This is a genomic window from Pedobacter aquatilis (assembly GCF_032678425.1).
GTDB lineage: Bacteria > Bacteroidota > Bacteroidia > Sphingobacteriales > Sphingobacteriaceae > Pedobacter > Pedobacter aquatilis_B.
This window is the reverse complement of sequence record NZ_JAVTSG010000001.1, coordinates 778,015-799,836: the sequence shown is the minus strand read 5'-3', so window position 1 is coordinate 799,836 and position 21,822 is coordinate 778,015. Positions and strand designations below refer to the sequence as shown.

General features: G+C 36.6%; 18 protein-coding genes. 11 read left to right on the top strand and 7 right to left on the bottom strand.

From position 1 onward, the window contains the following. Positions 1 to 10 precede the first annotated feature (10 nt). Positions 11 to 964 carry a Smr/MutS family protein gene (locus R2Q16_RS03285; RefSeq protein WP_316735147.1) on the top strand — a complete coding sequence of 318 codons (954 nt, stop codon included), beginning with the start codon at positions 11 to 13 and terminating at the stop codon, positions 962 to 964. A 232-nt stretch (positions 965 to 1,196) separates the two neighbouring features. Here the strand turns inward: R2Q16_RS03285 and R2Q16_RS03280 are convergent, their stop codons facing one another. From R2Q16_RS03280 to R2Q16_RS03270, 3 genes are all read right to left on the bottom strand, one after another. Next, positions 1,197 to 1,883, bottom strand: a complete 687-nt coding sequence (locus R2Q16_RS03280) for a hypothetical protein (RefSeq protein ID WP_316735146.1) — start codon at positions 1,881 to 1,883, stop codon at positions 1,197 to 1,199. Then, complete coding sequence (locus R2Q16_RS03275; protein ID WP_316735145.1) at positions 1,883 to 2,392, bottom strand: hypothetical protein; 510 nt, start codon at positions 2,390 to 2,392, stop codon at positions 1,883 to 1,885. The genes R2Q16_RS03280 and R2Q16_RS03275 overlap by 1 nt, the downstream gene beginning before the upstream one ends. A gap of 66 nt (positions 2,393 to 2,458) precedes the next feature. Beyond that, a complete protein-coding gene (locus tag R2Q16_RS03270; protein ID WP_316735144.1) occupies positions 2,459 to 3,193 on the bottom strand; it encodes an intradiol ring-cleavage dioxygenase in 735 nt (244 codons plus the stop codon). Positions 3,194 to 3,421: 228 nt separating this feature from the next. Between R2Q16_RS03270 and R2Q16_RS03265 the strand changes: the two genes are divergently transcribed. From R2Q16_RS03265 to R2Q16_RS03225, 9 genes are all read left to right on the top strand, one after another. Then, positions 3,422 to 3,721, top strand: a complete 300-nt coding sequence (locus R2Q16_RS03265) for a hypothetical protein (protein WP_316735143.1) — start codon at positions 3,422 to 3,424, stop codon at positions 3,719 to 3,721. 137 nt (positions 3,722 to 3,858) lie between these two features. Then, positions 3,859 to 7,161: a preprotein translocase subunit SecA gene (secA, locus tag R2Q16_RS03260; protein WP_316735142.1), complete on the top strand. Its 3,303-nt coding sequence runs from the start codon at positions 3,859 to 3,861 to the stop codon at positions 7,159 to 7,161. A 257-nt stretch (positions 7,162 to 7,418) separates the two neighbouring features. Further along, positions 7,419 to 7,865, top strand: coding sequence for an SPOR domain-containing protein (locus R2Q16_RS03255; RefSeq protein WP_316735141.1), 447 nt, complete (start codon positions 7,419 to 7,421; stop codon positions 7,863 to 7,865). Further along, positions 7,852 to 9,036 carry a M20 family metallopeptidase gene (locus tag R2Q16_RS03250; RefSeq protein WP_316735140.1) on the top strand — a complete coding sequence of 395 codons (1,185 nt, stop codon included), beginning with the start codon at positions 7,852 to 7,854 and terminating at the stop codon, positions 9,034 to 9,036. The genes R2Q16_RS03255 and R2Q16_RS03250 overlap by 14 nt, the downstream gene beginning before the upstream one ends. Before the next feature lie 122 nt (positions 9,037 to 9,158). After that, on the top strand, positions 9,159 to 10,100 hold the full coding sequence (locus tag R2Q16_RS03245) for a hypothetical protein (RefSeq protein ID WP_316735139.1): 942 nt from the start codon (positions 9,159 to 9,161) through the stop codon (positions 10,098 to 10,100). Positions 10,101 to 10,315: 215 nt separating this feature from the next. Beyond that, positions 10,316 to 10,975: an SGNH/GDSL hydrolase family protein gene (locus R2Q16_RS03240; protein WP_316735138.1), complete on the top strand. Its 660-nt coding sequence runs from the start codon at positions 10,316 to 10,318 to the stop codon at positions 10,973 to 10,975. 71 nt (positions 10,976 to 11,046) lie between these two features. Further along, positions 11,047 to 13,011, top strand: coding sequence for a DNA primase (dnaG, locus tag R2Q16_RS03235; RefSeq protein WP_316735137.1), 1,965 nt, complete (start codon positions 11,047 to 11,049; stop codon positions 13,009 to 13,011). Between the two features lie 108 nt (positions 13,012 to 13,119). Next, positions 13,120 to 13,485, top strand: coding sequence for a YraN family protein (locus R2Q16_RS03230; protein ID WP_316735136.1), 366 nt, complete (start codon positions 13,120 to 13,122; stop codon positions 13,483 to 13,485). Further along, entirely contained in the window at positions 13,463 to 14,545 is a 1,083-nt protein-coding gene (locus R2Q16_RS03225) for a glutaminyl-peptide cyclotransferase (protein WP_316735135.1), read from the top strand. Before R2Q16_RS03230 ends, R2Q16_RS03225 begins: the two co-directional genes overlap by 23 nt. A 459-nt stretch (positions 14,546 to 15,004) precedes the next feature. Here the strand turns inward: R2Q16_RS03225 and R2Q16_RS03220 are convergent, their stop codons facing one another. The 4 genes from R2Q16_RS03220 to pgi form a co-directional block, all read right to left on the bottom strand. Then, positions 15,005 to 15,532: a DUF4251 domain-containing protein gene (locus tag R2Q16_RS03220; protein WP_316735134.1), complete on the bottom strand. Its 528-nt coding sequence runs from the start codon at positions 15,530 to 15,532 to the stop codon at positions 15,005 to 15,007. 159 nt (positions 15,533 to 15,691) lie between these two features. Further along, positions 15,692 to 17,773 (bottom strand): insulinase family protein, encoded by a 2,082-nt coding sequence (locus R2Q16_RS03215; RefSeq protein WP_316735133.1) that lies wholly within the window; start codon positions 17,771 to 17,773, stop codon positions 15,692 to 15,694. A 34-nt stretch (positions 17,774 to 17,807) separates the two neighbouring features. Continuing rightward, entirely contained in the window at positions 17,808 to 19,121 is a 1,314-nt protein-coding gene (locus tag R2Q16_RS03210; RefSeq protein ID WP_316735132.1) for a pitrilysin family protein, read from the bottom strand. Positions 19,122 to 19,290: 169 nt separating this feature from the next. Beyond that, positions 19,291 to 20,937, bottom strand: coding sequence for a glucose-6-phosphate isomerase (gene pgi / locus R2Q16_RS03205; RefSeq protein ID WP_316735131.1), 1,647 nt, complete (start codon positions 20,935 to 20,937; stop codon positions 19,291 to 19,293). 160 nt (positions 20,938 to 21,097) lie between these two features. Here pgi and R2Q16_RS03200 point away from each other — a divergent pair, with 160 nt between their 5' ends. Continuing rightward, positions 21,098 to 21,610, top strand: coding sequence for a hypothetical protein (locus R2Q16_RS03200; RefSeq protein WP_316735130.1), 513 nt, complete (start codon positions 21,098 to 21,100; stop codon positions 21,608 to 21,610). The last annotated feature ends 212 nt before the right edge of the window (positions 21,611 to 21,822 follow it).

The window sequence follows — 21,822 nt, the reverse complement described above, 5'->3', positions numbered from 1 at the left end:
ATATCTTAATATGAAGTTTAATCTTGGTGATTTTGTACGTTTTGTTGATGAAAAACGTGAAGGATATGTTACAAAAATTATTGATGCACAAACTTTAGGTGTAACCGATGAAGACGGATTTGAAATTCCCGTTGCGGTTAGTAATTTAACATCAGTTCATGGACACGGTAAAGTAGCCGAAGAACAAGATGCACCAAAGCCCATTCAGGTTAATGTGCCTTCAATTAATAAAATTGAAAACGGAATTTATGTTGCTGTTGCGGCCGATGTAAAAGCTGGCAGTGTGGTTCATTTTCACTTACAAAATCAATCTCCAAATACATTATTAGTAAGTTTGAGTTCTGAAAGAAAGGAAAAATACTCAGGCGTTTTTCATGGTATAATTCAAAGCTTTCAGTCTGCGCTGGTGCATTCTGCTTCTTTGTCCGAATTAGATATGTGGCCAGAATTTACCTTTCAGTTTCTAGTGTTCAGCAAGGCTGATGTTAAACCATTGGCCCCTTTAGTGGTAACTAAAAAATTCAGGGCGAAAGATTTTAGCTCAGAACAAAAGGAGTTGCCAAATTTAACACAAAAAGGCTGGCTAATTCGATTGGATGAGTTGGCTTCGGTTAGCATCGACCCGCAAAAGTTAAAGGAAAGTTTCTTCAGATCGCCATCAGAAAAACGCACCGTTGAAGTACCGAATAAGGAAATCGATTTGCATATTGAAAAACTTAGAGATGATCATCATTTTTTAGAAACCGATGAAATACTGCAAATTCAGTTATCTCACTTTCAAAATGCTTTAGATGCAGCAATCGTCCATCATTTTGACAAAATGATATTTATACATGGCATAGGAAACGGAACTTTGAGAGATAAAATCCATAAATTGATAAGTAAAAACCCGCACATTAAAACTTATATGGATGCCCGAAAGGAGAAATTCGGCTACGGTGCAACCGAAGTTGTTTTTAAGTAAAGATGAGTACCGTCATTTCGACCGAAGCGGAGAAATCTTTTAAAGTTGAATCTCGGATGGATTAATTCCAGTAGAATAAAACTATTTGGGCGCTTCCCTTTCCCTATGAAAAATCGGGAAAGGGTCGGGCTTTTTCAGGGCTGCTCTTCGCTTCGGTACCGTGAAAAACGGCACTAAACCCTTAACTGCCTACCGTAGGCAGACAACCCTTAACGCAAAACCCAATCTATGTTTATGCGAACAACTCCAGGGTTATTACAATTGCATTATTACTGAGCGCTTCAATTTCTACGTTTTCAGTATCCCAAAGCGCAAGTCCATCACGGGCGTGCATTAAACGGCCCTCAATTTCAAAAGCGCCATCTATAATAAAAGTGAAAAAACGATTTGCCTTTTCGTGCAACTTATAAATCGCTTCCTTCCGACCAGCAAAAATACCCGCACTAAGCTTAAAAGGAAATCTATAATTGGAAATAATATCGATTAATTGATTAGGATTTTTATCAAAATCAAAAGTAAAAAGTTGGTCTTTGAAAAATGCAGAATCACCATTAACCATCCCCAAATGGATATAATTTATAACATCATCTTTATACGGATTACTGATTTCCAAAACTTCACCTTTTTCTAAACTCAACAACTGTACCTGTCCGGTTTCAACAGAAAATTCTTTGTCTTTAGTCACGATATCAATACCTCCGGTAATCGGTATAAATAAATGCAACGAATTTTCTTTGGCGAGATAAAAGTTAAGTTTCCCGGCAGCAACAAAATCATCGTTACAAATAAATAGGGATTGAAAAGCTGTTTTATGTTCGTTAAAAAAACGGTCGAAATTAAATGTGCAATGTCGTTGTATACTGGAATTTTCAATTAATCCTCTCTGATCTGCTAAATAAATTTTACCCGGGTTTTCCACTATTTTAGTTTTTTTATGGAGTGTATGCTTACAAATGGTTGCAGTTTAAAAAGATTAGTGAAAATTTCTTCATTATCATTTTCTGTAAACTGCGATATTAATAGATGTTCACCTATAAGCTCATGCAAAACTAATGGTTTTGAAAAAAAGTTTAGTGCTATTTTATGTTTTTCTATGTTGTTGATATCCGAGTTTATAATTTCGAATTTAAAATTATCGAAAGTTAAAAATCGTCTGCCCAAATCATCCAATACATCTGGGATAATGCCTTTTAATTGTTGAATATAACCGATAATTGAGCCGCCAACCAAAAAATGAAGTTTTTCAGCTCCGGGAGTGTTTATCAAAATTTGAGAAAATGATGTGTATTTATTTTCCTGGTTGTAAAATTGCGATTGCATTTTAAACTCAGCAAAACTATCCTCATGTACAAATTTATCCCAGGGGTTAACGTTTGTTACATCAATTATCTTTCGGTAACACAGGGTAATTACTTTTTCAGACATCATTGAGATCATAAAAAAGCGTTGAGAAAAACCTCAACGCCGCATAAAAATAACAAACAATTATAAATCTTATGCTTTTACATTTAACTTAAAAGTTAAGTCGAAACCAGCTGTAACGGTTCCAGTTACCGTTGCAATTTCAACACCCGTTTTATCATCACTAAAAACATTATCGGCATTATTGTATGTGTAGCCATTCATGCCTTTTGAATAACCGTTAACCAAAGCAACAGCCGTACCTGAACCTTCAGGAAAGGCTATTTGCGTTACATTAAGAGAAACCCCTGCCGCATTGTAAACATGAACGTGTATATGCGTTGCTCTGCCACTATACCATCCCGGGAAAATGCTTGTGAAAGTAACCAGTCCATTTGCATCTGTTACTTGCCTGCCGCGTAAAAAATGCACCGATTGATAATTGGTACTTTGCATACCCGAACCACCGTATTCAGAATAATTCCCCTCTGCATCACAATGCCAGATATCTACAATGGCACCGGCCAAAGCTGCGCAACTATTATTTATATTTCCAATGGTGATTTTAGCAGTCATTTTGTAACCGGTTCTTCCATCTGTAATGTCGCTTCTTACATATGATGCCGGAACTTTAGTTGGGAATGGTCCTTCAGTTTCAGTTGGCGCAACTGTACAGGTACCATTTGTACTTGTGGTTGTACCTGCACTGCCCGAACCTGATGTACTGCCAGAGCCGTCACTCATACTTGTCTTTTTACAAGCCTCGATTATTACTGGAGTTGAGATTGCTCCAACCATTAAACTCCTGATAAAATTCTTTCTTTCCATGGATAATTTATGTTTTGTTGCTTATTGATATAAAGATGTACAGAAAGGAAATATTTGTAACAAATGTATCGACAAACGATTGTTTTCAAACGTTAAATGCGTTGAAGTTTAAAGTTTTGAGCAGGCATCCCAATTTATTAATAAAGTCAAGAGGAAAATCGAGGTACAGTTTTTGCGAACATGAAATTTCATTTTATAAAAGAATAAAACTAGCTTTGCCGCTAAATAATGAAACACCTCGTTACCATATCCCTAGTATTTTTTAGCTTAACACATTTGGCCAAAGCCGAGCGTGTTGAAGGGTTAAGAATATTAAACGAATATTGTAATGAGCAAAATATTAGCACTCATACCGCTGGTAAAGCTTCCGTTCAGCTGAATGAAGATCGCAATCCATATTTGCTTTCTTACAGCCGTTTGGCCCTGATTGGAACCCAAACACCAATAAAAACGGCAAAATATGTTAACACAAATCAGGTAATTGCTGATTTAACCATAAGGAAAAAACCTAAGAACAACAGTCCATAATTTCCTTGTATCAAAGGTCTTTTTCTAAGATCTTTTTCCTCATTTATGCAATTAACAGCCAAAATGACTTGCTGCAAGTCGTGGCTTAGTTGTTGTAACACACCAGTTTTTTATTAATAATTACGAATTAAAATATAATGTTAGGATTTTTAGCGAAGGTTTTCGGAAGTAAATCAGAAAGAGATATAAAGGGCATACAGCCATTAGTTGTTAAAATAAATGAAGAGTACGCAAAGTTATCTTCAATAAGCAATGATGAGTTACGTGCTAAAACAATAGAGTTTAAAAGTAGAATTGCTACTTTTTTAGAAGATATTGATGGTAAAATTTCAGCAATAAAAGCTGAAGCTGAAAGTGAAGATTTAGAGCTTCATCAAAAAACGGCTTTATATGAGCAGGTAGATGCTTTAGGTAAAGATCGCGATGCGGAGCTGGAAAAAATATTGTTGGAGATTTTACCAGAAGCTTTTGCTGTGGTAAAAGAAACTTCTCGTCGTTTAAGTGAAAACGATTATTTAGAAGTTACTGCAACGCAATTTGATAGAGATTACGCTGCACGCAAAAGCAATGTTAAAATTGTTGGCGATAAAGCGCAATGGGCTAACCGTTGGGATGCTGCCGGAACTGAAGTGGTTTGGAACATGGTTCATTACGATGTGCAATTAATTGGCGGTATTGTATTGCACAGTGGTAAAATTGCAGAGATGGCAACTGGTGAGGGTAAAACGCTTGTAAGTACGCTTCCTGCATATTTAAATGCATTAGCTGGCGAAGGTGTTCACATCGTAACGGTGAATGATTACCTTGCCCGTCGTGATAGCGAATGGAATGGACCTTTATTCGAATTCCACGGAATCAGTGTTGATTGCATTGATAAACACGAGCCAAACTCTGAGGAACGCAGAAAAGCATATGCATCAGGAATTACTTATGGAACGAATAACGAATTTGGTTTCGATTACCTGCGTGACAATATGTCGCAAACGCCTGATCAGTTGGTTCAACGTAAGCCTCACTTCGCAATGGTTGATGAGGTCGATTCAGTTTTAATTGATGATGCCCGTACACCATTAATTATTTCTGGTCCGATTCCCCATGGCGACCAACACGAATTTTATGAATTAAAACCAAGAATCGAACGTTTGGTTAATGCTCAGAAAGCTTATGTAACGCAATCTTTAAACGAAGCTAAAAAATTAATTAACGCTGGAAATACCGGTACTGAGGAAGGCGAAGGCGGTTTAGCCTTATTACGTGCTTATCGCGGTTTGCCTAAAAATAAAGCTTTAATTAAGTTTTTAAGTGAAAGTGGTGTTCGTGCGCTTTTATTAAAGGTAGAAAACCATTACATGGCTGACCAATCTAAGAATATGCCTAAGGTAGATTCGGAGTTGTTCTTCTATATCGATGAAAAAAATAATCAGGTAGAATTAACTGAAAAAGGTATTGAGTTGATTACCCAATCGGGTGAAGACCCTCAGTTTTTTGTACTGCCTGATGTGGGTACAGAGATTGCCGAATTAGAAAAATCTGAATTGCCAATGGATGAGAAAGTATCTACAAAAGATGCTTTAATGCGTGATTACTCTGTTAAAGCAGAACGCATCCACTCGGTAAATCAATTGTTAAAAGCCTATACTTTATTCGAAATTGATGTTGAATACATCATCGATGAAGGAAAAATTAAAATTGTTGATGAGCAAACCGGCCGTATCATGGATGGTCGCCGTTACTCGGATGGGTTACACCAGGCAATTGAAGCTAAGGAAAATGTTAAAGTTGAGGATGCTACGCAAACTTATGCTACGGTAACCTTGCAAAACTATTTCCGTATGTACCACAAACTTTGCGGTATGACGGGTACGGCAACTACCGAAGCAGGCGAGTTTTGGTCTATCTATAAATTAGATGTAGTTGAGATTCCTACGAACAGAAATATCTCAAGAAAAGATGAGCAGGATTACGTTTACCGCACCGTTCGTGAGAAATATAATGCCGTTGCAGATGAAATTGTAAAACTAACCCAAGCGGGTAGACCAGTTTTAGTTGGTACAACATCTGTAGAGATTTCAGAATTATTGAGCCGTATGCTTAAACTTCGTGGCATTAAGCATAATGTGTTAAACGCTAAAATGCACCAGAAAGAGGCTGATATTGTTGCCGAAGCTGGTCAGGCCGGAACAGTTACCATTGCAACCAATATGGCTGGTCGTGGTACGGATATTAAACTTGGTGCAGGTGTTAAAGAAGCCGGAGGTTTGGCAATTGTAGGTACCGAACGTCACGAATCTCGTCGTGTAGATAGACAGTTGCGCGGTCGTGCTGGTCGTCAGGGTGATCCAGGTTCATCTCAATTCTTCGTATCGTTAGAAGATAACTTAATGCGTTTATTTGGTTCTGAAAGAATCTCAAGCATTATGGTTCGCATGGGAATCGAGGATGGCGAAGTAATTCAACATTCTATGATTACCAAATCTATCGAGCGTGCACAGAAAAAAGTTGAAGAAAATAACTTTGGTATCCGTAAACGTTTATTAGAGTATGATGATGTAATGAACTCTCAGCGTACTGTTATTTATGCAAAACGTAAGAATGCATTATTCGGTGAGCGTTTAGATGTTGATATGAATAACATGGTTTTCGATGTTGCGGAAGATATCGTAACCGAATACAAAGAAGAATCTAATTACGAAGGTTTTAAACTGGAAGTGATTAAAAACTTTTCTGTTGATACATCAATTACTGAAAAAGAATTTTCTTCGACAAATGTTGCAACCTTAACTGAAAAACTTTTCGGTGAAGCTGAAGCATTCTATGCCCGTAAATCCGATGCAATTATCGAGCAATCAATGCCTGTATTAAAACAGGTTTTTGAAGAACGTGGTGAGCACATTGAGCAAATTGTTGTTCCTTTTACGGATGGTATTCGCGGTATCCAGGTTGCGGTTGATTTGAAAAAGGCAATTGATAACAAAGGAAAAGAAGTTGTTCGTGCCTTTGAGAAAACAATTGTTTTAGCTTTAATTGATGATAGCTGGAAAGAGCATTTACGCGAAATGGACGATTTAAAGCAATCGGTTCAAAATGCAGTTTATGAACAAAAAGATCCGTTGGTAATTTACAAAATGGAGGCTTTCAATTTATTTAAAAGCATGTTAAATGCGGTAAATAAAGAAGTTGTGAGTTTCTTATATAAAGGTGGCATTCCCGTTCAGCAAGAACCAGATCAAGTTAGAGAAGCACCAGCTCCAGTAAAACAGCCAAAGTTACAAACCACCAAACAAGAATTTGGTGCTGAGCAACCAGGTATCGAATTTGGAGATACCCGTGAAGCAGTTCCGCAACAACCAATACGTAAGGAAGCTACAGTTGGTCGTAACGAACCTTGCCCATGCGGTAGTGGTAAAAAATACAAAAACTGCCACGGAGCGAATTTGTAAGAATAATAAAATTGATGAAGCTAGATTTAGATAATAATCTGGCTTTGTTATTTTGTTGTTCGTCACCCTGAATTTATTTCAGGGTCTCTCTTTCAAATAGATGCTGAAATAAATTCAGCATGGCGCTGACGCAAAATTTTTGCTATCTACAAAGTAGTAAACTAGCATTTGCACAACCCATAAAGAATGCCGAATTTTGCAGAAAGTTCGGCATTCTTGTTTTAAAACATTTTTAACGCCAGCGATGTCATAACATCATGAAAATATTTTACTCAATAATCTGCTCCCTATTTATTTATACACTCTCCTTTGCACAAAAAGGTGAGGTAAATGTAATTAAAGACCCCTTAATTGATAGTTTAATTGCAAAACGATTGGAGGTTTACCGAACCGGAGGTGATGTTGTAACCAAAACAAACAAGCCTATTGTTTCGGCCTATGGTTACCGGGTTCAGGTTTTTTACGGGTCTGACAGACGAGAAATGTTCAACCAGCAATCCCGCTTTAAAAGCAGTTATCCTAAAATAAATACTTATATCATTTACAAAGAGCCAAATTATTATTTACGTGTTGGTGATTTCAGAACCAAATTAGAAGCACAAAGATTAATGAGCGAGCTTCGCCCAGCTTTCCCCACCTTATTCATTTTCAGGGAGAAAATTAATGCACCAACTTTAGATACTACTACCGATGATCAAAGATAAAATCAAAAACTTAGCCGAAACCATTTTTAATGATGTTGTAGGTTATCGTCGCCATATACATGCCAATCCCGAATTATCATTTAAAGAATTTGAAACTTCATTATATGTAAAAGATAAACTTACAAAATGGGGCATTGAGTTTACAAGTTGTGCAAATACAGGTGTTGTTGGTTTAATAAAAGGTAATTTACCTTCAGATAAAATTATTGCACTTCGTGGAGATATGGATGCTTTGCCTATTCATGAGGATAACGACAAGCCTTACCGCTCTAAAAATCATGGTGTGATGCATGCCTGTGGTCATGATGTACATACCTCTTCACTTTTAGGAACGGCATATATTCTAAACCAATTAAAGGATGAATTCGGTGGAACAATTAAATTAATTTTTCAGCCTGCTGAAGAATTATTACCTGGTGGCGCAAGTATTATGATTAAGGAAGGCGTTTTAGAAAACCCAAAACCTCAGTACATTGTTGGGCAACACGTAATGCCGCTTATTGAGTCTGGTAAAGTTGGTTTCCGTTCGGGAATTTACATGGCTTCAACCGATGAATTATATGTAACTGTAACCGGTAAAGGCGGTCATGGTGCACAACCACATCAAAATATCGATCCGGTTCTAATTGCATCACACATCATTATTGCGCTGCAGCAAATCGTTAGTAGAAATGCCGATCCACGTTTACCTTCGGTTTTATCTTTCGGAAAAGTAACGGCAAATGGAGCAACTAATATTATTCCTAATGAAGTTAAAATTGAAGGTACTTTCAGAACTTTAGACGAAGATTGGCGTGCGGAGGCTCATAAAAGAATGAAAAAAATGGCCGAAGGTATTGCCGAAAGTATGGGTGGAAGCTGTGATTTCGATATACATAAAGGTTATCCTTTTCTGATTAATGAAGAAAAACTAACGGCCAATGCAAGAAGCTTTGCCGAAGATTTTCTTGGAAAGGAAAACGTTATCGACTTAGATATCTGGATGGCTGCGGAGGATTTCTCTTTTTATTCTCAGGTAACGGATGCTTGTTTTTATCGCTTAGGCACCGGGAATGCAGCTAAAGATACGATGCATTCAGTCCATACGCCAAAGTTCGATATTGATGAAGATGCACTGAAAATATCAACTGGATTAATGGCATATATTGCGCTTAAGCAACTTGGAAACTAGGATTGTAATGTAAGATGTGATATGTGGGAGGGAAGATGGAAATGCATATAGCCCATTATCCATCTCACGCGTAACATTTTCCATCACATAAAGGGGCATCATTTTTGAATACTCATCAACACATGAAAAAAATAATTTTATTAATATCCTTTACGCTCTTTATATCACAGGTTTACAGTCAGGTTATAGATAGGTTTAATCCGGATACGGTAAAAACAATAATGCTTGATTCTGGAGCCGTAAATATTAAAGCAGAGCGATTAAATATCGAAACTTTTATCAATGCCATTATTAACGATACCAGCTTTTATCAATCGTTTCGCGATATGAAACGTTACAGCTTTATCGCCGAAAACCGCATTTTCAGTTATGATAAAAAGAATAAGGTTGATGGCAGGATTTATCGCAAGATAAAACACAACAATAGCGGACCTTATCGTATGGAATATCTGGTAAAGGAAGATGAAGGCAAAATGTATAAGAAGAATGGAAAATATCAGTTATATACTGTTGAAATGTTCGATTATATATTTATGAATGCTTACAATACTGATTTTGTTCCAAATGCGCCGGCTGGTGATGGTAAGGGTGGTACAAACGAGGGTTATAAAAGCAAACTTAAAACTTTGATTTTTAATCCAGGTCGCCCGGTAAAAGTACCCTTCATTGGCAGTAAAACTGAAATTTTTTCGGCTAATATGCGCCAGTATTACGATTATGGTTTTACCAGTGGAACTTATCTTGATTCCATCCCGGTTTATCGCTTTAAAGTTTCTGTGAAGCCAGATTTGAGCAGCTGGACAAAAGATGGCATAATGATTAAAGAATTGGTGACCATCTTCGACAAACGAAACTTTAATATTTTAGGTCGCTATGTTGATATGAAATACAGCAACATGCTTTTTGATTTTGATGTACAGATGAATATTGAAATGGGTTATTTTGGAGAAGATAAATTGCCTACAAAAATTACCTATCAGGGAAACTGGGATTATCCTTTTAAAAAAGAAGAACGGGCAAGTTTCTTAATTCTGCACAAAGATTATAAACTCGAGAAGAAATAGAATCCGATAAAGGTTGGGTCGTTAATCTGGGCAGATGATAATAGCAATTTGTCATCCTGAGCTTGTAGAAGGTTCTACCGGAACCTCATTATGCCGTTTCGAGAAGCTCAACGTAACAATACTTATCCAGTATTAACCTTTATTATACTTTGCTATATCGACTTTCAATTTATAAATTTACTGTTCGATCAAATAATCCAACTAAAAATAAAACGATGAGAACCACATTAAAAGTCACCCTATTTTTTTCAGTTTGTATCATTATCTTAACATCTATGACATTTAAACCTAAAAGAATTGTTTTCTTCGGCGATTCTATTACCCAACAAGGTGTATCTGCCAATGGTTATGTAACGTTAGTCAAAAAAGCTTTAGATTCTACCAAATACACAGTGATGGGCGCCGGAATAGGTGGAAATAAGGTTTACGATTTATACCTGCGTTTAGAAGATGATGTTCTAAGCAAAAAGCCCGATTTGGTTGTGATTTATGTAGGCATCAATGATGTTTGGCATAAACAATCCTCTCACACTGGTACTGATTATGATAAATTTCTTAAATTCTATCAGGCGTTAATTAATAAAATTCAAGCTACAGGAAGTAAGGTTGTGGTAGTTACACCATCGGTTGTTGGCGAGAAAAAAGACGGCACTAACGAACTTGATGCCGATTTAAATAAATATGCTGAAGGCATCAGACAATTGGCTGCAAAAAATAACCTTCCGGTTTGCGATTTAAGAAAAATCTTTACCGATTACGAAGCAAAGAATAATACAGAAGATAAAGAAAAAGGTATTTTAACAGGCGACAGAGTTCATTTAAATGAAACTGGTAATAAATTAGTTGCTGAGCAATTATTGCCTTTGGTACGCTAGAGTGAAAAGTTATAAGTAATACGTTTTAAGTCAGCAGACGTACAACGTATCACTTAAAACATACAACCTATATGATAAACCGCGAAACGATAGATAAGATAATGGATACCGCCCGTATTGAGGAGGTAGTAGGGGATTTCGTACATTTAAAAAAACGTGGTACAAGCTTAATTGGTAATTGCCCATTTCATGGAGAAAAAACACCATCTTTCCATGTTTCGGTTACCAAGGGCATTTATAAATGTTTTGGCTGTGGAAAGGGTGGCGATTCGGTTCGCTTTATCATGGACCATGAAAAATATTCTTATCCCGAAGCGCTTAAATTTTTAGCCAATAAATATAATATTGAGGTTGAGGAAACTGAACTTTCTGCTCAGGATACCGAGGCGCAAAATGCAAAGGAAAGCCTTTATGTAGTTTCTCAATTTGCCTCAACTTTTTTTGTAAAGCAACTTTGGGAAACGCAAGAGGGTAAAACCATTGGACTTAGCTATTTCAAAGAGCGGGGTTTTAGAGAAGATATTTTAAAGAAATTTGAAGTTGGTTACTCACCCGATGTTTGGGACGCGATGACACAATCGGCCGTTGGCGCTGGCCACAAACTCGAATTCCTAGAGCAAACCGGCTTATCAATTAAAAACGATAACGGGAAAATTTACGACAGGTTTCGCGGTCGCGTGATGTTTCCCATTCATAATTTTACAGGTAGGGTTATTGGTTTTGGTGGCAGAACGTTAAAAACCGATAAAAATGTTCCTAAATATGTAAACTCTCCGGAAAGTGAAATTTACCATAAATCGAATGTGCTATACGGCTTATTTCACGCTAAAAAAGCCATTCGCGATTTAGACAACTGTTACCTTGCCGAAGGTTATGCTGATGTACTATCAGTGCATCAGGCTGGGGTAGAAAATGTGGTGGCGTCATCCGGAACATCCTTAACCGTTGAACAGATTAAGCTAATTGGGCGTTTTACACAAAATGTAACCATTCTTTTTGATGGTGATGCTGCAGGTATCAAAGCATCCCTTCGTGGCTTGGATATGATTTTGGAAGAGGGATTGAATGTAAAAATCGTTTCCTTTCCTGATGGACACGATCCGGATTCATACATGCACCATGTAGGTGCAGGCGCATTCAAAACTTACATTGAAGAAAATCGCAAAGATTTTATCTTATATAAAGCCAATGTTTTATTAAAGGAGGCCGGAACCGACCCAATTAAAAGAGCAGGAATTATCCGCGATATTGTAGAAAGTATAGCCAAAATTCCCGATCCGATTAAAGCTTCTGTTTTTATTAGAGAAAGTAGCAGTTTATTGCAGATTGAAGAAAGTATTCTGATGTCTGAGCTCAATAAAATGCGGGCTAGCAAGACTAAAAAAACTTTCGAAAGTAATCAAAGAGCTAATCAAAACAATTATAATTCTGGTCCGCCAGAGCCACTAGGCCCGCCAGATGATTTATGGGATGATAATGGGCCATCTACAGCCAGTCAGGCAACAGAAACGGATGAAAATCAGGAGAAGGAAATCATACGCCTTCTTTTAGCCTACGGTCACGAATTTGTTAATTGGGATAAAATTGATGATATGTACATTGGCTCGTTCATCGTGCAAAATTTGGCCGATGTGGAGTTCGATAATGTGGTATGTAGACAAATTGCTGAATTTTATAAAGCAGAGCTTGACAATGGTCGGCTTCCTACGGCTAATCACTTTATAAAACATCAGGATAGAGCCATTGCTGATTTGGCTATCGACTTATCAACCTCGCCCTATGCGCTGAGTGATAATTGGTTAAATAAACATCTTATTTATGTTAAAGATGAGTCAATGAACTTGAAAGCAACTATATTAGGTGGTATATTTCACTTGAAAAAGAGAAAGGTTGACAAAATTTTAACCACTTTATTGAAAGAAATTAAGGAAGAAACAGATGGCGATAATCAAATGATTTTAATGCAGCGATATGGTGTTATTAAAAATGTTGAACGGGAGATTTCAAAATTCCTGGGCTCTGTAATCGTAAAATAGGAACAGGATTTATTGGATTTAGGGATTTTAAGATTCTAGCTGCCAAATTCAATAACTCATTCATTCAATAATCCAGTCATTTAAAATTCATTCATTCAACAATTAAAAATGGCTACGCATAACGATTTAGGTCGAAAAGGTGAAGAACTTGCCAAAGCTTATTTAGAAGATAAGGGTTACGAGATTTTGGATGAGAATTGGGTTCATGGCAAAGCTGAAATAGATTTAATCGCTTACAAAAACGGAATAATGGTTTTTGTTGAAGTTAAAAGCCGGACTTCAGTAGCTTTTGGTCAGCCAGAAGATTTTGTAGAGAAGCGAAAACAAAAGCAGATGGAACTGGGTTCATTGGCTTATATAGAAATCATGAACCATCAAAAGGAAATTCGTTTTGATATTATTGCCATAACTTTTAAAAAAGATAATACATTTACATTAAACCATATTGAAGATGCTTTTTGGCCAGAAGATTAACAAAATCAAAACCTTATTTTTTATTGCAGTTGCGATTAGCTTTGCAAGCTCATGTAAAGAAGAAACCTCAACTTATCGCAGTTTTATATCGCCCCTAATTGGCTTAAACGTAAAATCTGGAAACGATGTAGAGGTAAAGTTGCTTTTCGGAAAAGACAAGCCAGTCGATTCTGTCGTTTATCTAATCGATACCATAAAATCTGTTTCCAAAACAGACACTGCTGCGGTAAAGCTTAAAACTGAAGGCTTGATATTAGGTAACCACATCATCACAGCGAAAATTTATAATGGTAGCGAATTCGAAGATCTAACCACTAACATTAATATCTTATCGGCTAAAGCGCCAGATTTATATACCTATAAAGTTATTGCTAAGTTTCCGCATGATACAACGGCTTATGTAGAAGGATTGGAATACCACGATGGTTTTTTTTATGAAGGGACCGGTGAAAAAGGCAATTCTTATTTGAAGAAAGTCGATATTAAAAGTGGTAAAGCACTGCAACAGGTTAAGTTGGATACCGCTTATTTTGGAGAGGGTATGACGGTAGTTGGTGATAAAATACTACAAATTACCTGGCAGGAAAAAACAGCTTTTGAGTACGATAAAAATACCTTTAAACTCATTAAAAAATTTCCTTTTTCTGTAGGTCAGGCAGGTTGGGGCTTAGCTTTTGATGGTGAGAAAATCCTGAACTCTGACGGAACAAATACCATTTACTTTTTAGATAAAAATAACTATAGCCAGATTGGTTCTATTGACGTTTACGATGATAAAGGCGCTATTTCCCAATTAAATGAACTGGAAGTTATCGATGGAAAAATATACGCCAACGTTTACTTAACGAATGATATTGTAATTATTGACCCAAAAACTGGCGCTGTTGAAGGCAAAATTGATTTGAATGGTTTGTTCCCTATTAGGGATTATTTTAAGACTGATGGTGAAAGAGAAAATAACGTTTTAAATGGCATTGCATATGATAAAGTTTCTAAACGCCTTTTCGTTGCAGGAAAGAAGTGGCCCTACATTTTCGAAATCAAGATAAGCAAGAAGTAGTTTTATCAAAGACCTGATGTGATACCGTCATTTCATATGGCAATTTTCCAACAAGTTTAACAGACCTCTCCACTACGGTCGAGGTGACGGCTAAATTAAGAGTCTGTTCGAACATCGTCATTTCGAGCGCAGCCGAGAAATCTTTGTAATGATTTAAGGAACATTGCATGCCGCGATTCGGATAGAATATTAAGCTATATAATTTCAAGATGAGGCCTTGATAGAAGATTTTCTTATAAAACCGTCACTTCGTATGGCAATTTTTCAACAAGCTTAGCAGACCTCTCCGCTACGGTCGAGGTGACGGCTGAATTAAGAGTCTATTCCAACATCGTCATTTCGAGCGCAGCCGAGAAATCTTTGAACCCAATTCAAAAACGTTGCATCGCAGCGCTTATGGTAAATATCAAAAACGCTCTACTATAATCAGATTGCGGTTATATGCAATTCTGTAGGCTGCTAATCCTTTTTAGGCTCAGCTAATGTGCCCTGAAAGTTTATTGACTGTTTATTGTTACTGAAAACAAAAAGATTAGCATAACCATTTTGTGAAACCATTAAGGTTAGCTGAAAGTTCTCCTGTTTTAAATCATTCGTTCGGATATTTATGGTATAAGAACCTTTTTTATTTTTAGTTAATTTATAACTAAAATCTTTCGATTTAAATTTAATGCCGCCCTCTGTTGGGTTATATGGAGCATTAAAGGCTCGCCCATAATAAGGCAAATAAGCGACAACACTGTCCTTAGTAACTTTTAAATCGTATTGCGAACCGGTTAAATTTATCGTTCCACCACCTATCGCTCCAGGCATACTGCTCAATATCTGATTTATATCATTGTTGGCCATTGGAATAGCTGTATTAGCATTAAAAGTATAGTGCTGATCAGTTATAATCCTCCCGGTAGTTTCTTTATCCGTTTGAGCGATTGCCTGCATAAAAGTCGCGGCAAAAATAATACTCAATAATAATTTTAGCTTTTTCATTTGTCTTTAATACAAATTATAGATGTATTAATTCAGCCTATTCCATAAATCAAAGAATTTTTATGTTAAAACGGCTATATAAATATAACCAATTTCGAGCCAAAAAAACATAAAAAAAGCCGCTCTGGAAAGAGCGGCTATATATTGACTTAAATCTGCTTAATTAAAATCAGCAGCTTGTAAAGTTGGATTAACCTTAATCTCTTTGATAGAGATGTTAAATTCTTGTCCACCTCTTGCCGTTTGTACGGTTTGAATCATAGTATGCGGAAACAGTACATCACCAACTTTTTTGTAATCTGAATATTCAGTACTTTGAGTCATCTCATTACCTTCTTTAGTAGTTGTGCTTTCTTCTTTCAAAAGTAATCCAGAAGTAACATCATAATATTCTGTTTTCTTTTTGCCAGATGCAGAAGTTACCGTAAGCTTGTAAGCATCAGCTTTGCCAACTTTAGCGGTTCCTGCAGCTTCAACTTTACTGCCATCGGTTCCGTAGTAAAGTTGATTGAAAATCCCTTTATCTGCTTTAGCTTCTGCAACCTCTTCAGCAGTTAAATCAGCTTTTTTACCCATTTGCATTTGGTAACCAGATGCGCCGTTAAAAGTTTGTTTCATTACCGATTGGCCCATCATAGAAACTTCCATGCTGCTCATATTCGGATTCATTTTTTTGAATGAAACGGCTAATTTATTGCCTTGCATATCCATTTCGCCGGTTTGTTGTAAAGCATTTACTTTTTTCAAAGCAGCTTCCCCACCAATGGCTTTAATGTAACTACCAATAACTTCCTGAGCAGACTTCGCTGGTGCAGCTGCTGCATTTGAAGTTGCCGTAACTGGCGCAGCATAATTATCAAAAGTTTTAACTGTAAAGCCTGCTTTAGTTAAACCTGGTACAAATGCATCGGTTTTACCAACAATAATTACGCGGGTATTATCATGGTTAAAATATTTTTTAGCTACACGCAAAACATCATCAGTTGTTACTGCATTAATTTTTTGAAGATAAGTGCGATAGAAATCTTTCGGTAAATCGTTAATTAAAATGCTGCTTGCAAAACCAGCTGTACGTGCAGGATTCTCTAAGCCCAATGCAAATGAACCATTATACAAGTTTTTAGCATTTTGTAATTCTTCCGCAGTTACTTTGGTCGTGCGAATGTTGTTAATCTCTCTTAAAAATTCTACAACAGCGCTGTCCACTTTCTCGTTTCTAACGGCTGCATTTGCCGAGAATTTAGATTGAAATCTACCTGAACCGGTACCAGAATAAGCGCCATAAGTAAAACCATGTTTCTCACGTAAGTTCATAAACAATCTCGATTCTGAACCACCACCTAAAATTTGATTTGCCAATAAAACAGCGAAATAATCAGGGCTGCTTAAAGGTAAATCGATAAGGTTTGCAACCGTTATTTCTGATTGAACAGCATTGCTTACATTCACAACGTCAACTTCTGTTTTAGCCGGATTGTTAACTTTTGCAACCGTTGGCAAAGTTAAAGCCGAACCTTTCCAATCGCCGAATGCTTTTTCTGCAAGTGCCTTAGCTGCTGCTGGTTTAATATCACCTACAAAAGTTAAATAACCTCTTGATGGAGTTACATATTTAGTGTACACGGCTTTAACATCATCTAACGTGATACCATTAATTGATGCTTCAGTAGTAAATTCGCCACTTGGGTGATTTATTCCGTAAGAAAGTGCATTTACAACTCTCGTAGAAATTGCCTTTGCGCTTTTCTCGTTTGATTTTAATCCTGTTAAGGTTTGAGATTTTAATTTCTCGAATGATGCAGCAGGAAAAGATGGCTTGCGTAAGCTTTCTGCCATAAGCATAAAAGCCTGGTCGAAATAACGGGTTAATGCCGAAACCGAACCGCCTGATGCCCCTGTAGAAACATTTGCGCCTAATTGGTCAACTGCTTCGTCAAATTGTGCCTTCGTTTTAGTGGTTGTTCCTTCATTAAGCATACTGCCCATTAAACTTACTACGCCAGCTTTAGCACCTTCAGTAATTGGTCCGGCATCGATACTGTAACTAGCCGTAACTTTTGGAAGTTTATGGTTTTCTACAACTAAAACGGTAATGCCATTTGCTAATTTATAAATAACCGGGTCGCCAATGGTAATTACTGGTGCCGGACCAGGTTTTGGTTTTTGGCTACGATCTATTGTTTGTGCTGAAATACCTTGAGCCAATAAGGAAACTGCAGCTATTATGAATAATTTTTTCATGTCTTAAATAATGTAATATGAAACTTAGCTTTAGTTATTTTTTCGGTAAATAATACAAAACAATGCGTTGTTCTTTGTTCAGGTATTTTTTAGCCACATCTCTAATCTCTTCTCTTGTAATCGATTTAATTACATCAAGTTCTTTATTAATGTCGTTGGTATCCTTATTATGGAAAGTATAACCATTTGCTAAGTTTTCGGCAACACCAAGCATTCTACTGTTTGCACTTACATAACTATTCTCAAACTGATTTTGAAGTTTTTTATAATCGCTTTCGCTGATTAAATCCGTTTGAAGGCGTAAAACCTCTTCATCAATATCTTTTAATAAATCGTTAAGTGGCGTGTTTTTGTTTGGCAAAGCTAGAGTGATGTATGCACCATAATCTTCAAGTGTATAGTTAAAAGCCGCAACTTGTAGGGCAGTCTTTTTCTCATCAACCATTTTAGTGCTTAATCTCGAACTTCCTCCACCAGATAAAATTGAGCTAATCATACCCAAAACTTTGTTTTCTCTGCTTTTCATGCCTGGTACTCGATACGCTGCAAAAATTGCCGGAATCTGGATGTTTGCATCATAAGCGGTATCAATAATTTGCTTCTTAATCTCAGGTAAAACCACTTCTTTTCTAACAATTGGAGCGCCTTTCGGAACTTCGTTAAAATATTGTTTTACAAGTGTTTTGGTTTTTTCTACGTCTAAATCACCAGCAATGGTTAATACTGCATTATTAGGTACATAGTATTTTTTAAAGAAGGCAATAAATTCGCTAAGCTTTGCTGCATCTAAATGCTCCATTGAGCCAATTGGCTGCCATCTGTATGGGTGACCTTCAAATAAATGTGTGAAGATTTTTTCGGTGAATTTACCATACGGCGAATTATCGATACGCATGCGTTTTTCTTCCTTCACAACCTCATTTTGGGTTTTTACACCAACTTCGTTAATTATCGGGTGTAGCATACGCTCGCTTTCTAACCATAAACCTAATTCTAACTGGTTTGATGGGAAAACTTCATAATAAAAAGTACGATCTTGTGAGGTGTTGGCATTGTTCTGACCGCCATTACTGCTCACCAATTTCATAAATTCACCGCGTTTAATGTTTTTTGAACCTTCAAAAAGCAAATGTTCAAAGAAGTGAGCAAAACCTGTGCGTTCTGTTTCTTCATCTTTGGAGCCAACGTGGTACATTACCGAAACGGCTACAACTGGAGCAGTTTTGTCTTGATGTAGAATAACATGCAATCCGTTGTCTAAATCAAATTCGGAAAATTGCACTTTTTGAGCAGAAGCACTAAAGCACAAACCGGAAATGGCAAGAGCAAAAAGAAATCTTTTTTTCATTAGATAATTTGTTTGTTTTTGAAATCAGTTTAGATTGATTTCTTGGTTTTTAAAAAATATTAGTAATCGTTTAATTGTTATAACTAAACAAATAGGAGATTAAAGCTAAAGTATATAATTCTAACAAAAAAAGCGAGTGTTTAGCTCGCTTTTTTATGTTATCTAAATATTATCTCCAGTTTTTGTATTGATTTATCAATCCGTTGGTGGAACTATCGTGGCTCGATACCTGCTCATTTCCATCTAGCTCAGGAAGGATTTTTTTAGCAAGTTGTTTACCCAATTCAACGCCCCATTGGTCAAAGCTGAAAATGTTCCAGATAATACCTTGAACAAAAATTTTGTGTTCGTACATCGCAACTAAACTTCCTAAAGTATATGGTGTTACTTTTTTCAATAAAATTGAATTGGTTGGCCTGTTGCCTTCGAACACTTTGAATGGTGCTAGTTTTGCAATTTCATCCGCATTTTTTCCATCTTTTTTTAATTCTGATGAAACTTCTTCATCCGTTTTACCATTCATTAAAGCTTCTGTTTGAGCAAAGAAATTCGATAATAAAATTGGATGGTGGTCGCCAAGTGGATTTAGGCTTTGTGCAGGGGCAATAAAATCTGCAGGAATAATTCTGGTTCCCTGGTGTATTAATTGGTAAAAAGCATGTTGACCGTTTGTTCCAGGTTCGCCCCAAATAATCGGGCCAGTTTCGTAATCTACTTCGTTGCCATTTCTATCCACATGTTTACCATTACTTTCCATATCTCCCTGTTGGAAATATGCCGCAAAGCGATGCATGTATTGGTCGTAAGGTAAAATAACCTGTGTTTCAGCATTGTAAAAATTAATGTACCATACGCCTAGTAAGCCTAAAATTACAGGTATATTACTTTCAAATTCTGCGTTTTTGAAATGATTATCAGCAGCGTGTGCTCCGGCTAGTAATTGTTTGAAGTTATCAAATCCGATACTTAAAGAGATGGATAAACCGATTGCGCTCCATAAAGAATAACGACCGCCAACCCAATCCCAGAATTCGAACATGTTTTCCGTATCGATTCCAAACGCCGAAACATCTTTAGCGTTCGTAGATAATGCTGCGAAATGTTTAGCAATATCACTTTCTTTGCCTCCTTTTTCTAAAAACCACGTACGTGCAGAATGTGCATTGGTCATGGTTTCTTGCGTGGTAAAAGTCTTAGATGCGACTAAAAACAAGGTTGTTTCAGCATTTAAACCCGATAATGTTTCTGCAATATGTGTTCCATCAATATTTGAAACGAAATGAATGTTTAAGTGGTTTTTGTAATGCTTTAAAGCTTCGGTAACCATTACCGGACCTAAATCAGAACCACCAATACCAATATTTACAATATCTGTTATCGCTTTGCCTGTGTGTCCTTTCCAGTCACCACTAATAATGCTATTGCTGAATTTCTCCATCTTAGCAAGCACCGCATTAACATCCGGCATTACATCTTTACCATCTACTAATATTGGCGTATTACTTAAATTACGCAAAGCGATGTGAAGTACAGAACGATCTTCCGTTTCGTTAATTTTATCGCCATTAAACATCGATTTTATGGCTTCATCCAATTTGCATTCGCGGGCAAGCTGAATCAGCAAAGCAAATGTTTCTTCGGTTATTCTATTTTTACTGTAATCAAGTAAAATGTCTTCAAAAAATAAAGAGAACTTTGCAAAGCGGTCTGCATCTTCAGCAAATAAATCCTTAATGCTTTTCTCATTGATGTCTATAAAATGATCTGCCAAATATTTGTAGGCTTCTGTTTCGGTAAAATTTATTTTCGGTAACATAGTATTTTTGTTTTTTGTAAAAGTAGTAAAGCAAATTTTTAAAAGTGTCCTTTTTTTGTTCAAAAAAATCATTTCATTATTTCTTTTAAAGGAAGTAACTTGCAGTTAACATCTCCTACAATTATAGCATCCTATTTTGTAAACATTAATTTTAAATATTATGTTAGAAAATTTGAGTGAATTGGTTCGAGAGAACGTACAGGAAAGTGTTGTAAATAACAGCGCAGTTCCGAATGAACAAAATGAAGCTGTAATTCAGGCTGCTTCGGGTTCTATTTTTGATGCTTTAAAAAATCAATTGTCTTCTGGTAATATTGGTGGCTTGGCAGAAATTTTCAATACCGGCAATACAGAAGGCTCACCAGTTACAGCACAGGCAGCAGGAAATTTTACAGATAAATTAGCTGGCTTAGGCATTAATGCTGAAACCGCTAAGAATTTAGCGTCAACAGTTATCCCGGTAATTTTAAGCAAGCTAACAAAAAAAACTGCCGACCCAAATGATAACGCTTTCAACATTCAGGATGTTTTAGGAAATCTTGCCGGCGGTGCTGATGGTAAGTTTGATGTAAGTGATGTAATTGGCATGTTCAATGGTGGCAATCAGGCTCAAGGTGGTAATACGTCAGAATCTGGTGGTATTATGGATAAGCTAAAAGGATTATTTAACTAAGGTTATTCTAAGTTTTTAATCAAATAATTTATTAGCCATTAAGCATAGACTTAATGGCTTTTTTGTTTTTAAAAATCAGATTTAACAATTACTTTCTTCGAAGCTTCTTCGAGACTTGTTCGGACCTTGTTCGAAAAAAGGGGTGCTTTTTCGAACAAGTCTCGAACAAGGTCCCTACAAGGTGCGAACAGGTTTGTATTTGTTTTTAATAA